Source organism: Streptomyces alkaliterrae (assembly GCF_007097205.2).
Lineage (GTDB): Bacteria > Actinomycetota > Actinomycetes > Streptomycetales > Streptomycetaceae > Streptomyces > Streptomyces alkaliterrae.
This window is the reverse complement of the sequence record NZ_VJYK02000157.1, coordinates 1-12,978: the sequence shown is the minus strand read 5'-3', so window position 1 is coordinate 12,978 and position 12,978 is coordinate 1. Positions and strand designations below refer to the sequence as shown.

Sequence of the window (12,978 nt, the reverse complement as noted above, 5' to 3'; positions counted from 1 at the left end):
GCTCCGGGTGGGCCTGGGTCGCGACCAGGTAGGGGTGCGTCTCACGCGGGTACTCGACGTACTCGACGAGCTTGTTGTCCGGAGAGGTGCCGGAGAAGAGGATGCCGGTCTTCTTCTCCAGCTCGCCGCGGTAGGCGTTGTTCACCTCGTAGCGGTGCCGGTGGCGCTCCTCGACGTAGGGCTCGCCGCCGTAGACCTCGCGGACGATGGAGCCCTCGGCGAGCTTGGCCGGGTAGAGGCCGAGCCGCATGGTGCCGCCCATGTCGCCCTCACCGGCGACGATGTCCAGCTGTTCGGCCATGGTGGAGATCACCGGGTGGGCGGTGGCCTGGTCGAACTCGGTGGAGTTCGCCTCGGCGATACCGGCCAGGTTGCGGGCCGCCTCGATCACCACGCACTGCAGGCCCAGGCACAGGCCGAGCAGCGGCACCCGGTTCTCCCGGGCGTAGGTGATCGCCTGCACCTTGCCGTCCACGCCGCGGTCGCCGAAGCCGCCGGGCACGCAGATCGCGTCCACGTCGCCCAGCTGGTCGCGGGCGCCCTCGGGGGTCTCGCAGTCGTCGGAGGTGACCCACTTGATCTTCACCCGAGCGCGGTTGGCGAAGCCGCCGGCACGGATGGCCTCGGTCACCGAGAGGTAGGCGTCGGGCAGATCGATGTACTTGCCGACGAGCGCGACGGTGACCTCGTGGTCCGGCTCGTGCACCCGGCGCAGCAGGTCGTCCCACTGCGTCCAGTCCACGTCGCGGAACGGCAGGTCCAGGCGGCGCACCACGTAGGCGTCCAGGCCCTCGCCGTGCAGCACCTTGGGGATGTCGTAGATCGACTTGGCGTCGATCGCGGCGACCACCGCGGCCTCGTCCACGTCGCACATCAGCGAGATCTTCCGCTTGATCGCGGTCGGCACCTCGCGGTCGGCGCGCAGCACGATCGCGTCCGGCTGGATGCCGATGTTGCGCAGCGCGGCCACCGAGTGCTGGGTGGGCTTGGTCTTCAGCTCGCCGGACGGGCCGATGTACGGCAGCAGCGAGATGTGCACGACGAACACGTTGTCGCGGCCGACCTCGTGGCGCACCTGGCGGACGGCCTCCAGGAACGGCAGCGACTCGATGTCGCCGACCGTGCCGCCGACCTCGGTGATCACCACGTCCACGTCGTCGGTGGCCATCCGGCGGATGCGGTGCTTGATCTCGTTGGTGATGTGCGGGATGACCTGCACGGTGTCGCCCAGGTACTCGCCGCGCCGCTCCTTGGCGATCACCGAGGAGTACACCTGGCCGGTGGTGACGTTGGCCGAACCGTCGAGGTCGACGTCGAGGAAGCGCTCGTAGTGGCCGATGTCCAGGTCGGTCTCGGCGCCGTCGTTGGTGACGAACACCTCGCCGTGCTGGAAGGGGTTCATCGTGCCCGGGTCGACGTTCAGGTAGGGGTCGAGCTTCTGCATCGTGACCCGCAGTCCCCGCGCCTTGAGCAGCGCGCCCAGGCTGGAGGCCGTCAGACCCTTGCCGAGCGAGGAGGCGACACCCCCGGTGACGAAGAGGTGCTTGGTCGTCATGGATGAAGGCGGCATGGCCAAGAGGGGGCTCCCGTGGTCGCGAGGTGTCAGGCGCGCCGACCCCTGGTGCCGATGTCCGGCGGGGTGCCGTCGCTGCGGTTCGGGGGATTTCCACCCTCCGTCCACGGGCTACCAGGGTATCAGCCGGTCGAGCCGCGCCCGGAGGGACGCCGGGCGCACCGGCTCCGACCCACCATCCTGCCCTTCACCCGGGCGCGGTGACGCACGACACGGCGACTCGGCTTGTGTCCGGCGGCCCGCCGTGGCGACCATCGATCTGTGGACCGCCCGGCTCGCTATCCTGCCCGGATACTCGGGTGACCGACGAGCAGCTTGGGCAACACGAAAGACGGTACGTCCCACGGGGCGTGAGTTCGACTGGAGACGTACGTGGCCGCGCGCATCGAGGACTACGCACTCATCGGGGACATGCAGACCGCTGCCCTGATCTGTCGTGACGGCACGGCGGACTGGCTGTGTCTGCCCCGGTTCGACTCGCCCGCCGTCTTCGCCGGCCTGCTGGGCACCGAGGAGCACGGCTTCTGGCGGCTCGGCCCGGCCCCCGAGGGCGACGCCGCGCCGGCGCCGGCCGACCGCCGCACCTACCGGGGCGACTCGCTGGTGCTGGAGTCCGAGTGGGACACCCCGACCGGCACCGTTCGGGTGATCGACTTCATGCCGCCCCGGGACGGCGCGCCGCAGCTGGTGCGCATCGTGGAGGGCGTCAGCGGCCGGGTGTCGATGCGGTCGGCGCTGCGCATGCGGTTCGCCTACGGCTGGGTCGTGCCGTGGGTGCACAAGGTGGGCGAGCGGACCACCGCGGTCGCCGGCCCGGACTCCGTCTGGCTGGACACCGAGGCCGAGACGCACGGCGAGGACCTGACCACCTACTCCGACTTCGCCGTCGGCCCCGGCGACCGGGTCAACTTCACCATCAGCTGGCAGCCTTCCCACAAGGCCGAACCGCCGATGCCCGAGCCGGAGGCCGCCCTGGAGGCGACCGAGGAGTTCTGGCGCGAGTGGGTCGGCCACTGCACCTACCACGGCCCCTACCGGGAGGCCGTGATCCGCTCGCTGATCACCCTCAAGGCGCTGACCTACGCGCCCACCGGCGGCATTGTCGCCGCCCCGACGACCTCGCTCCCCGAGGAGATCGGCGGCGTGCGGAACTGGGACTACCGCTTCACCTGGCTGCGGGACGCCGCGATCACCCTGTCCTCGCTGCTGCGCACCGGCTACCGGGACGAGGCGCGGGCGTGGCGCGAGTGGCTGCTGCGCGCGGTCGCAGGCGACCCGGAGAACCTGCAGATCATGTACGGCATCGCCGGTGAGCGCGAACTGGGCGAGATGGAGCTGAACTGGCTGCCGGGGTACGAGAACTCCAGCCCGGTGCGCGTCGGCAACGGCGCCGCCGGCCAGCTCCAGCTCGACGTCTACGGCGAGGTGACCGAGGCGCTGCACCTGGGCCACATGACCGGCCTGGCGCGCAACGACTACGCCAGCCAGCTCCAGGTCAAGCTGATCCACTACCTGGAGGACCACTGGGACGAGCCCGACGAGGGCATCTGGGAGGTCCGCGGCCCGCGCCGGCACTTCGTGCACTCCAAGGTGATGGCCTGGGTGGCCGTGGACCGCACGATCAAGCTGATCGAGTCCGGCGACGTGGAGGGCCCGCTGGAGCGCTGGCGGGAGCTGCGCGACACCATCCACCGCGACGTGTGCGAGAGGGGCTACGACGCGGAGCGCAACACCTTCACCCAGTCCTACGGTTCGAAGGAACTGGACGCCTCCCTGCTGCTCATCCCGCAGATGGGCTTCCTGCCGCCGGACGACAAGCGCGTCATCGGCACCATCGAGGCGATCCAGCGCGAGCTGTCCACCGAGGACGGCTTCATCCTGCGCTATCCGACCACCGGCGACCAGCCGGGTGTGGACGGACTGGAGGGCGACGAGGGCGCGTTCCTGGCCTGCTCGTTCTGGATGGCGGACGACCTGGCGATGATCGGCCGTGTCGACGAGGCCCGTCAGCTGTTCGAGCGGCTGCTGGCCCTGCGCAACGACCTCGGGCTGCTCGCCGAGGAGTGGGACCCCAAGCGGAAGCGCCAGGTGGGGAACTTCCCGCAGGCCTTCAGCCATGTGCCGCTGATCGACACGGCGCTGCGGCTGACCGCCTCCGGCGCCTACGGCGGCTGACCCTGCGACGCCGCCGGGGCCGGCCGGCGGCGGGTCAGTCGACGGTGAGCACCAGCTTGCCGCGCACCCGCCCGGTCTCCAGCCGGTGCAGGGCCTTCGCCGCGTCGGCCAGCGGCAGCGCCTCCTCCAGCGGGGGGCGCAGCGTGCCGTCCGCGAGCAGGTCGGCGAGGGTCGCCAGGTCCCGGTGGTTCTCGGAAGCGACCATCATGCACAGCCGCTGCCGGGTGAACAGGGAGCGCACCGGGGCGAGGAAGGTGCGGCCGAGCCCGCCGAACCAGCGTCCGCCGTCCTCGCCGCCGACGATCACCAGGGTGCCGCGCGGGGTGAGCAGCCGGCGGAGTCGGCCGAGCGGCCGGTTGCCGGCGATGTCGAGGACCAGGTCGTAGCGCGGGCCGTGCCCGCTGGTGTCCAGGTCCTGCAGGGTGTGGTCGACGATCTCCGCCGCGCCGAGCGAGCGGACGAGGTCGGCCTTTCCGCCGCTGCACACCCCGGTGACGTGCGCGCCGTACGCGGCGGCGAGTGCGACGGCGGCCGTGCCGACGCCGCCGCCCGCGCCGATGACCAGCACCCGTCGCCCGGCACCCCCTGCCGCGCCGATCCCGCCGATGTCGCGTATCGCCTGGAGAGCGGTGAGGCCGCCGAACGGGGTGGCCGCGGCCGCGCCGAAGTCGACGCCGGCCGGCTTGTGCACCAGCTTGCCCTCCCGGGCTCTCGCGTACTCGGCGTACGCTCCCGCGCCGATGCCGAAGACCTCGTCGCCCTCCTCGAAGCGGGTGACCCCGGCGCCGACCGCCGCGACCACCCCGGCGAGGTCCCGCCCCGGCACCTTCTCCCGGGGCGCCCGGAGCCCGATGGCGGGCCGCACGACGTAGGGCACCCCGGTCATCAGATGCCACACCCCGCGGTCCACACCGGCGGCGCGGACCCTCACCAGCACCTCGCCCTTCTTCGGCACCGGCCGCGGCACGTCGGTGTACTCCAGTACCTCCGCGGAGCCGTACCGCTGCTGGGTGATCGCCTTCATGTCCTGCTCCGCTCGTGATCGGGATCGTCAGGGGGCGTGGGGGTCGTCAGAGTCATCGGGGTCGTCGGGGGTGTTCGGGTCGTCGGGGTACTGGAAGACGTCGTCCAGGGGCACGCCGAAGACCCGGGCGATCTGGAAGGCCGTCTCCAGGGTCGGCGAGTAGCGGCCCTTCTCGATCGCGATGACCGTCTGCCGGGTGACACCGAGGAGCCGCGCCAGCTCGGCCTGGGTCATCTCGCCGTGCTCGAAGCGCAGTGCGCGGATGCGGTTGCTGACGCGGGTCGGCCTCACCACGGCTGGAACCCCCGGCGGTAGGCGACGAGTTTGGCGACCGACTCCAGCAGGCTCGTGAGCACGAAGCCGAGGAACAGGGCGTTGGCGATCCAGAAGTGCGCGACCTCCAGCATCGCCAGCACCAGCGCTCCCACCGCCCCGAGCACCAGCATGCCCTGGCCGACGTGGGTGCCGAACCGCTCGATCTCCCGGTCCCGTTGGTCGGTCAGCTCCCGCTCGCCGCCAGAGGCGGCGACGATGACCAGGTACGCGAGCACGGTGACCACCACCATCGCGGCGATCGTCCACAGCATCGCCGCGACGTACGGCGCCTCGTCGACCGGCCCGGATCCCGCCCGCCCGAGCACCACGGCCAGGTAGACCAGATAGCCGGCCAGGGTGACCAGTGCGAACACCCAGGTCCGCTTCTCCTCGAACGCCATCAGCTCTCCCACACCGGCGAGTCAAAGAAACTTGACACCACGAACGTAAAGCAGACCGGACACCGTGTCAATGATTCTTTACTTGCGCGCCCGTTGCCCGCCTGCTGACCGGCCGCTGTGTGACCGCGGAGCCCCACCGAACCGGCCGCAGCCGCCCGGCAGGCCCTCGCACCAGGTAGCGTCGGAGTGCCCGGTCGAAGGAGGAGTCAGAGGTGTCCGCTAGCCGACCCACGCTCGAAGCGGTAGCCGCCCACGCGGGCGTGTCCAGGGCGACCGTGTCCCGGGTGGTCAACGGCGGCGCCGGGGTGCGCGAGGAGGTGCGCGAACGCGTCAACCGGTCCATCACGGAACTGGCCTACGTGCCCAACCGCGCGGCCCGGTCGCTGGTCACCCGGCGCACCGGGGCCGTGGCCGTGGTGATAGCCGAACCGGAGACCCGGGTCTTCTCCGACCCGTTCTTCCCCCGCCATCTGCGCGGCATCAGCCGCGAACTCGCCCGGCACGACCTCCAGTTGCTGCTCCTGCTGCTCGGTGAGGGCGACGACCCCGACCGGATAGGCCGCTACCTGTCCGCCGGCCACGTCGACGGAGTGCTGATGTTCTCGCTGCACCGGGACGACCCGCTGCCCGCGATGGCCACCGCCTCCGGCCTGCCCACCGTCTTCGGCGGCCGCCCCGGCTGGGAGTCGCCCGGCGAGAGCGGCGGCCCGCTCCACGTCGACGTGGACAACGTCGGCGGCGCCCGCCTGGCCACCGACCATCTGCTCGCCAGGGGCCGCCGCAGGATCGCCGTCATCACCGGCCCCCTCGACCAGACCTCCGCCCAGGACCGGCTCACCGGCTACCGGCACGCGCTGGAGGCGGCCGGGCTGACGGTCGACGAACAGCTCGTCGCGCACGGCGGCTTCACCATGGAGGGCGGCGAGGCGGCGATGGCCGCACTGCTCGACCGCCGCCCCGACGTGGACGCCGTCTTCGCCTGCAACGACCTGATGGCCACGGGCGCGCTGCGGACCCTGCGCGCCGCCGGCCGCGAGGTGCCCCGCGACGTCGCCGTGGTGGGCTTCGACGACCTCGAACCGGCCGCCTGGGCCGAGCCCGCGCTGACCACGGTCCATCAGGACGTCGAGGAGATGGGCCGCATGATGGCCGAGCTGCTGCTGCGGCTGATGAACCCGTCCCCCGACGAGGCGCCGCCGGCGTCCGTGGTCACCCCGGTCCGCCTGGTGGTACGCGACTCCGGCTGAGCTCCGGCTGGCCCCTCGCGGGCCGGCGCCCGGGCGGCGTCAGGCCCGGGCGCCGGCTCAGACGCGGACCGGTTCGCTCAGCGGCTCGCCGGTCGCGGCTGCCAACTCGTCGTAGACGCCCAGCACATGGGTGACCGTGCCGTCCTCGCTCGGCCAGGTGGCGGCCTGGGCCCGGCCCCGCGCGGCGAGCCCGGCCCGCCGGGCCGGATCGGCAAGCAGCCCGCCCACCGCCGCCGCCAACGCGTCGGCGTCGCCGTACGGGACGAGGACGGCGGCGTCCCCCACCAGTTCGGGGACTCCGCCCACCGCCGTGGCCACCAGCGGCACCCCGGCGTGCAGCGCCTCCTGCGCGAAGGGTGAGCGCGCCGTCCATCGGGACGGCAGCACGGCGACGTCGGCTGCGGCCAGCATCCGCACCGCCTCCACCGCCCGGGTGACACAGCCGATCAGCCGTACCGGCAGTTCCTCGGCGTCGATGCGCTCCTGGAGCGCGGCCCGGCGGCTCCCCTCCCCCGCGACCAGCACCAGCGGCGTCGGGTCGAGCCGCCGCCACGCCCGAGCGGCCGTGAGCAGCACGTCGTGCCCCTGCTGCGGCTCCAACCGGCCCATCGTGAAGACCAACGGCCTTCCCAACGCGCCGAGTTCGGCCCGGACCTTGTCCCGGCCCGCGTAATCGCCGGCGAAGCTCCGCGGGCGGCCGGCCGACGGCACCGCGACAGGCGCGAGACGGGCGTCCCGCGCGCCCCGCCGCCGCGCCCGCTCGACGAGGTCGGAACTCGCGCCCAGCACCACCCGGGCGGCCCGCACCACCCGTCGTTCCAGCAGCCGGGTCAGCCGCGCCCGAAACCCCTGGGAGAGCGTGCGGTTGTGCCAGGTGACCACCAGCGGCGTGGTGTCGCGCCGCCCACCGAGCGCGAGGGCGGCCATCAGCCCCGCGCGCAGACCGTGCGCGTGAACGAGGTCGGCACCGGCGCACACCGCGCGCAGCGAGGCCAGCGTCTCCGGTTCGGTGCGCGCCGAGACCGGGGCGAAGCCGGCGCCGACCCGGCTGAACCCGTACGCGAGTTCGGCGCCCGCGGGCGCGCAGACCGTCACCCGGACACCGCGCGCGACCAGCCCGGCGGTCAGCGACCTCACATGCGCGCCCGTGCACGCCGAACCGCCGCCGAGCACCTGCACCGTGTGCAACGGACGACCTCGTCGCGGCACGGGCGGCACCGGCGGCACGGTATGGCTGGTCACGACGAGTCGGCTCCCGGGGTCGGGGAAGGGGACGGATCAGGACCGAGTGCGGCCCCTACGCCAAGGATGCCAGCCTCCTGTGACAACTCCACAAACCCACAGGTCACTCCCGGCCACCCCTGGGCCGTGCGAGTGGCCACCGCGGCTCCGGCCCCGCGCGGACGCCGAGCCGCTCAGCGGTCGGCGCGGGCGGTCTCCAGCAACTCCTCGGCGTGCGCCCGGGCGAGTTCGGAGTCCTCCTGCCCGGCGAGCATCCGGGACAGCTCGCGCACCCGGGCCTCACCCTCCAGCGCCTGCACCCCGCTGCGGGTGACCGACCCGTCGTTTGTCTTCTCCACCAGCAGATGCCGGTCGGCGAACGCGGCGACCTGCGGCAGATGGGTGACGACGACAACCTGGGCGCCACGTGCGAGCCGGGCGAGGCGTCGACCGACCTCGACCGCCGCCTTGCCGCCCACGCCGGCGTCGACCTCGTCGAACAGATAGGTCGGCACCGGGTCGGAACCGGCGAACACCACCTCGACGGCGAGCATCACCCGGGAGAGTTCACCACCGGAGGCGCCCTTGTTGATGGGCCGGGGCCGGGCGCCCGGGTGCGGGGCGAGCAGCAACTCGACCTCGTCGGTGCCGTGCGGGCCGTAGGCGACCGTGCGGCCGTCGACGGGCAGTCCTTCGGGGTCGTCGCTCCGGCGGACGTCGACGGTGATCCTGGCGTGCGGCATGGCCAGCTCGGCGAGTTCGGCGGTGACCGCCTCGGCGAAGCGCTCGGCGGCGGCGCCGCGGGCGGCGGTCAGTCGTTCGGCGAGCTCGGCCAGCTCCCGGGTCAGCCGGTCGCGGCGCTCGGTGAGTTCGGTGATGCGGCTGTCGTCGCCGTCGAGCTCGGTGAGCCGGGCGGCGGACCGCTGCGCCCAGTCCAGTACGGCCTTCAGGTCCTCGCCGTACTTGCGGGTCAGCTGGGCGAGGACGGCCCGGCGCTCCTCGACCGCGGCCAGCCGCAGCGGGTCGGAGTCCAGGCCGTCGGCGTAACCGGCCAGCTCACCCGCGACGTCGGTGAGGAGGATGTGCACCTCACCGAGCCGGTCTGCGAGCTGCGCCAGCACCGGGTCGTGGGCGCGCACGGCCTCCAGGGTCCGGTGCGCGCCGGCCACCAGGGTGCCGGCGTCGACGCCCTCCTGGTCGGCGGGGTCACCGGCGAGCGCGCCGTGGGCCGCGCTGGCGGCGGCGGCCAGCGCCTCGGCGTGGCCGAGCCGGTCCGCCTCGGCGGCGAGTTCGACGTCCTCGCCCGGGCGGGGCTCGGCCGCGCCGATCTCCTCCAGGCCGAAGCGCAGCAGGTCTGCTTCCTGGGCGCGCTCGCGGGCGCGGGTGGTCAGCTCGGTCAGTTCCTCGCCGACCCGCCGCAGCTGCCGGTAGGTGTCGGCGTAGGCCGCCAGCGGGCGGGCGACGGCGTCCCCGGCATACCGGTCGAGGGCCTGGCGCTGCCGGGCCGGCCGCAGCAGGCCCTGCTGGTCCGTCTGGCCGTGCACGGCGACGAGATCGGAGCTGAGTTCGGCGAGCAGCCCGACGGGCACCGAGCGGCCGCCCGCGTGCGCCCGGGACCGACCCTCCGCGGAGACGGTGCGGCTGACGAGCAGCGCCGAGCCCTCGTCCAGTTCCGCGCCCGCGTCGACGGCCCGCCGCGCCGCCGGCCCGTCCGCGTCGAGGGTGAAGCGGCCCTCCACGACGGCGGTCGCGGCACCGACCCGGACCAGCGCCGGGTCGGCACGGCCGCCCAGCAGCAGGCCGAGGCTGGTGACCACCATGGTCTTGCCGGCGCCCGTCTCACCCGTCACCGCGGTGAACCCGGGGGACAGCTCGATGGCGGCGTCGTCGATCACACCGAGGGCCTGGATCCGCATCTCCTCCAACACGGATACGACCATACGAGGTTCCGACCCCGCCCGGCGACGCACCCCGCGAACCGCCGCCCGGCGCGTCTCGCGGGGCGCCACGGCCCGGCTGTGCGACGGCTCGGATCGCTCAGGGCTGCCGGGCGCCGCGCCAGCCCACGACCGGCAGCGCGAACTTCGCGACGAGCCGGTCGGTGAAGGGGGCCTGGTGGAGTCGGGCCAGCCGCACCGGCACCGCCCCGCGCCGCACCTCCACGCGCGCGCCGGCCGGCAGCTCCACGGTGCGCCGCCCGTCGCACCACAGCACCCCGTGCGGCGTCTGCGGCTGCACCTCGACGGCGAGTACCGAGGAGGGGGCGGTCACCATCGGCTTGGCGAACAGCGCGTGGGCGCTGATCGGGACCATCAGCAGCGCCTCCACCTCGGGCCACACGACCGGGCCCCCGGCCGAGAACGCGTACGCCGTCGAGCCGGTGGGCGTCGCGCAGACCACTCCGTCGCAGCCGAACCGGGTGACCGGGCGGCCGTCGACCTCCGTGACGACCTCCAGCATCCGCTCGCGTGCCGCCTTCTCCACCGACGCCTCGTTCAACGCCCAGTCGCTGTAGCAGGGTTCGGCGTCGGGGCCGCCGTTGCGCACGGTGACGTCCAGCGTCATGCGCTCCTCGACCTCGTAGTCCCGGGTGGCGACCCGGTGCACGACCTGGTCGAGGTCGTCGCGCTCGGCCTCGGCGAGGAAACCGACCGTGCCGAGGTTGACTCCCAGCATCGGCACGCCCGAGCTGCGGGCGAACTCCGCCCCGCGCAGCAGGGTGCCGTCGCCGCCGAGCACCACCAGCAGCTCGCAGCCGGCCAGCAGGTCGGCGCCCGGGGTGACGATCTCGATCGCACCCGTCGCACCGGAGGTGCGGGGCAGCGGGAGGTCCCGCGCCTCCTCCTCCAACACCCTTACCCCGATGCCCCGTTGGAGCAGCCCGAGCACCACCAGCTCGGCGCTGCGGACGGCCGCCGGCCGACCGGTGTGGGCGAGCAGGAAGACGGTGCGTCGGTGTGTCTTTGTTGTCACTGGGGCCCCTCCGCCACGGCACGTTCGACGTCCGCCGGGTCGAGGTCAGGCGCCCCGGCGCGCAGCCACAGGAAGTACTCGACGTTGCCCGACGGGCCCGGCAGGGGACTCGCGGTCACGCCGAGGACGCCGAGACCGAGCGCCGCCGCCTGTTCGGCGACGCCGCGGACCGCCTCGGCTCGCAGCTGCCCACTCCGTACAACGCCGCCGCTGCCCAGTCGTTCCCTGCCGACCTCGAACTGCGGCTTGACCATCAGCACCAGGTCGGCGTCGGGCGCGCAGCAACGCACCAGAGCGGGCAGCACGAGGCCGAGGGGAATGAACGACAGGTCGCCCACGACCAGGTCCACGGGCTCACCGTCGATCATCTCGAGCGTCAACTCCCGCACGTTGGTACGGTCCTTGACGACCACGCGTTCATCGCTCCGCAACGACCAGGCCAGCTGGCCGTAGCCGACGTCGGCGGCGACGACCCGCGCGGCGCCCGCGCGCAGCAGCACGTCGGTGAAACCGCCGGTGGAGGCGCCCGCGTCCAGCGCCCGGCGACCGGCCACCCGCAACCCCTGGGGCGTGAAGACGGCCAGCGCACCGGCCAGCTTGTGGCCGCCGCGGGAGACGTAGTCCGGGTCGCCGTCGTCCTCCTGGACGACGATGGCGGCCCCGGTGGCGACCTGCGTCGCCGGCTTGACCGCGAGGGCTCCGCCGACGGTCACGCGGCCGGCGGCGATCAGCTGGCTGGCGTGCTCACGCGAGCGCGCCAGCTTGCGGCGCACCAGCTCTGCGTCGAGCCTGGCGCGCCGGGTACGAGATGCGGCCACCTGTCGTTCAGCTCCCGGGTTCGTGCTGGTCGAGGGCGGTCAGCGTGGCACGCAGACCGCGGTGCACATCTTCGTACACCTCGACGTGGGCGCCGACGGCGAGGTGGTCGGCGTCGGCCAGCCGGGCGAGCGCGGCGTCGATCTCCTGGTGGCCGGTCGGCCGGACGGCGACGCCGAGCGGACGCGGGCCCTCCGACTCGGCGGGCTCCGACTCGGCGGCTTCCGGCTCGGCGGGCCCCGGGCCGCCGGGCTCCGACTCGGCGGCTTCCGACTCGGCGGGCGTCGCGGCGTCGGGCGTGACTTGCGCGGCGTGCGCGGCATGCATGGCGTGCATGGTCCCGACGCTACACGGCAGCCCGCCTGCGGGCCGCCGGGACGACCAGCGGCGTCCCGCTCTCGGGGTCCTCGATCACCCGGCAGGGCAGTCTGAAGACCTCCTCCACCAGCTCCGCGGTGACCACCTCCGCCGGCGGGCCCTGGGCGACGATCCGGCCGTCCCTCATGGCGACGAGGTGGGTCGCGTACCGCGCCGCCTGGTTGAGGTCGTGCAGCACGGCGACGAGGGTGCGGCCCCGCTCCTCGTGCAGGTGGGCGCACAGGTCGAGCACGTCGAACTGGTGCTGGACGTCGAGGAAGGTCGTCGGCTCGTCGAGCAGCAGGAGCGGGGTCTCCTGGGCGAGCGCCATGGCGATCCACACGCGCTGCCGCTGGCCGCCGGAGAGCTCGTCGACGAACCGGTCGGCCAACTCGGCCACGGAGGTGGCGGCCATCGACTCCGCCACGACCCGCTCGTCCTCCCGGGACCACTGGCGCAGCAGTCCCTGGTGCGGGTGCCGGCCCCGGGCGACCAGCTCGGCGACGGTGATGCCGTCGGGTGCTGTGGAGGACTGCGGCAGCAGCCCGAGCGTTCTGGCCACCCGCCCGGCGGGCTGACTGCGGATGTCGGCGCCGTCGAGCAGCACGTGCCCGGCGGTGGGCGGCAGCATGCGGGCCAGCGCCCGCAGCAGGGTGGACTTGCCGCAGGCGTTGGGGCCGACGACCACGGTGAACGAGCCGTCGGGCACGGCGACGTCCAGCCCTTGGACGACCGTGCGGCCGTCGTAGGACAGGGTCAGCGCCTCACCGCACAGGCGGGCGCCCTTCGCGGCAACTCCGGTACGCGTGGCGTCCGCGCTGAGGGCCATGGGGTGTTCCTCTCGATGTTCTGCCGGGGCGGGCCGGGGGTGGCTCG

General features: G+C 73.5%; 12 protein-coding genes. 2 read left to right on the top strand and 10 right to left on the bottom strand.

What is annotated here, in order from left to right:
* Positions 1-1,570: CTP synthase (pyrG, locus tag FNX44_RS15750; RefSeq protein WP_143648881.1), on the bottom strand; the 1,570-nt coding region annotated here is incomplete at its 3' end.
* 375 nt (positions 1,571-1,945) lie between these two features.
* Here pyrG and FNX44_RS15745 point away from each other — a divergent pair.
* The gene (locus FNX44_RS15745) at positions 1,946-3,748 is read left to right on the top strand and encodes a glycoside hydrolase family 15 protein (RefSeq protein ID WP_323369379.1); all 1,803 of its coding nucleotides are present in this window, start codon (positions 1,946-1,948) and stop codon (positions 3,746-3,748) included.
* Between the two features lie 34 nt (positions 3,749-3,782).
* On the opposite strand, the gene FNX44_RS15740 is transcribed toward FNX44_RS15745, so the two are convergent.
* From FNX44_RS15740 to FNX44_RS15730, 3 genes are read right to left on the bottom strand one after another with little or no spacing between them, the layout of a single operon-like run.
* Positions 3,783-4,772 (bottom strand): NAD(P)-dependent alcohol dehydrogenase, encoded by a 990-nt coding sequence (locus FNX44_RS15740; protein WP_143648880.1) that lies wholly within the window; start codon positions 4,770-4,772, stop codon positions 3,783-3,785.
* Positions 4,773-4,799: 27 nt separating this feature from the next.
* The gene (locus FNX44_RS29530) at positions 4,800-5,066 is read right to left on the bottom strand and encodes a helix-turn-helix transcriptional regulator (RefSeq protein WP_143648879.1); all 267 of its coding nucleotides are present in this window, start codon (positions 5,064-5,066) and stop codon (positions 4,800-4,802) included.
* The gene (locus tag FNX44_RS15730; protein ID WP_143648884.1) at positions 5,060-5,488 is read right to left on the bottom strand and encodes a hypothetical protein; all 429 of its coding nucleotides are present in this window, start codon (positions 5,486-5,488) and stop codon (positions 5,060-5,062) included. The genes FNX44_RS29530 and FNX44_RS15730 overlap by 7 nt, the downstream gene beginning before the upstream one ends.
* Before the next feature lie 212 nt (positions 5,489-5,700).
* Here FNX44_RS15730 and FNX44_RS15725 point away from each other — a divergent pair, with 212 nt between their 5' ends.
* Positions 5,701-6,735 carry a LacI family DNA-binding transcriptional regulator gene (locus FNX44_RS15725; protein ID WP_143648878.1) on the top strand — a complete coding sequence of 345 codons (1,035 nt, stop codon included), beginning with the start codon at positions 5,701-5,703 and terminating at the stop codon, positions 6,733-6,735.
* A 57-nt stretch (positions 6,736-6,792) separates the two neighbouring features.
* Here FNX44_RS15725 and FNX44_RS15720 read toward each other — a convergent pair whose 3' ends face one another.
* The 6 genes from FNX44_RS15720 to FNX44_RS15695 all read right to left on the bottom strand — a co-directional run bounded on the left by FNX44_RS15720 (position 6,793) and on the right by FNX44_RS15695 (position 12,931).
* Positions 6,793-7,923: a glycosyltransferase family 4 protein gene (locus FNX44_RS15720; protein ID WP_153507329.1), complete on the bottom strand. Its 1,131-nt coding sequence runs from the start codon at positions 7,921-7,923 to the stop codon at positions 6,793-6,795.
* A gap of 227 nt (positions 7,924-8,150) precedes the next feature.
* On the bottom strand, positions 8,151-9,896 hold the full coding sequence (gene recN / locus FNX44_RS15715; protein WP_143648877.1) for a DNA repair protein RecN: 1,746 nt from the start codon (positions 9,894-9,896) through the stop codon (positions 8,151-8,153).
* A 97-nt stretch (positions 9,897-9,993) separates the two neighbouring features.
* A complete protein-coding gene (locus FNX44_RS15710; protein WP_143648876.1) occupies positions 9,994-10,929 on the bottom strand; it encodes an NAD kinase in 936 nt (311 codons plus the stop codon).
* On the bottom strand, positions 10,926-11,747 hold the full coding sequence (locus FNX44_RS15705; protein ID WP_143648875.1) for a TlyA family RNA methyltransferase: 822 nt from the start codon (positions 11,745-11,747) through the stop codon (positions 10,926-10,928). The genes FNX44_RS15710 and FNX44_RS15705 overlap by 4 nt, the downstream gene beginning before the upstream one ends.
* A 7-nt stretch (positions 11,748-11,754) precedes the next feature.
* Entirely contained in the window at positions 11,755-12,081 is a 327-nt protein-coding gene (locus FNX44_RS15700; protein WP_228452809.1) for a hypothetical protein, read from the bottom strand.
* Positions 12,082-12,091: 10 nt separating this feature from the next.
* The gene (locus FNX44_RS15695; protein ID WP_143648874.1) at positions 12,092-12,931 is read right to left on the bottom strand and encodes an ABC transporter ATP-binding protein; all 840 of its coding nucleotides are present in this window, start codon (positions 12,929-12,931) and stop codon (positions 12,092-12,094) included.
* Between the last annotated feature and the right edge of the window lie 47 nt (positions 12,932-12,978).

Coding starts and splice junctions, on each gene's coding strand:
- FNX44_RS15740 (WP_143648880.1), bottom strand. CDS start 4,772: ATGAAGGCGATCACCCAGCAGCGGTACGGCTCCGCGGAGGTACTGGAG.
- FNX44_RS15695 (WP_143648874.1), bottom strand. CDS start 12,931: ATGGCCCTCAGCGCGGACGCCACGCGTACCGGAGTTGCCGCGAAGGGC.
- FNX44_RS15730 (WP_143648884.1), bottom strand. CDS start 5,488: ATGGCGTTCGAGGAGAAGCGGACCTGGGTGTTCGCACTGGTCACCCTG.
- recN (WP_143648877.1), bottom strand. CDS start 9,896: ATGGTCGTATCCGTGTTGGAGGAGATGCGGATCCAGGCCCTCGGTGTG.
- FNX44_RS15700 (WP_228452809.1), bottom strand. CDS start 12,081: ATGCACGCCATGCATGCCGCGCACGCCGCGCAAGTCACGCCCGACGCC.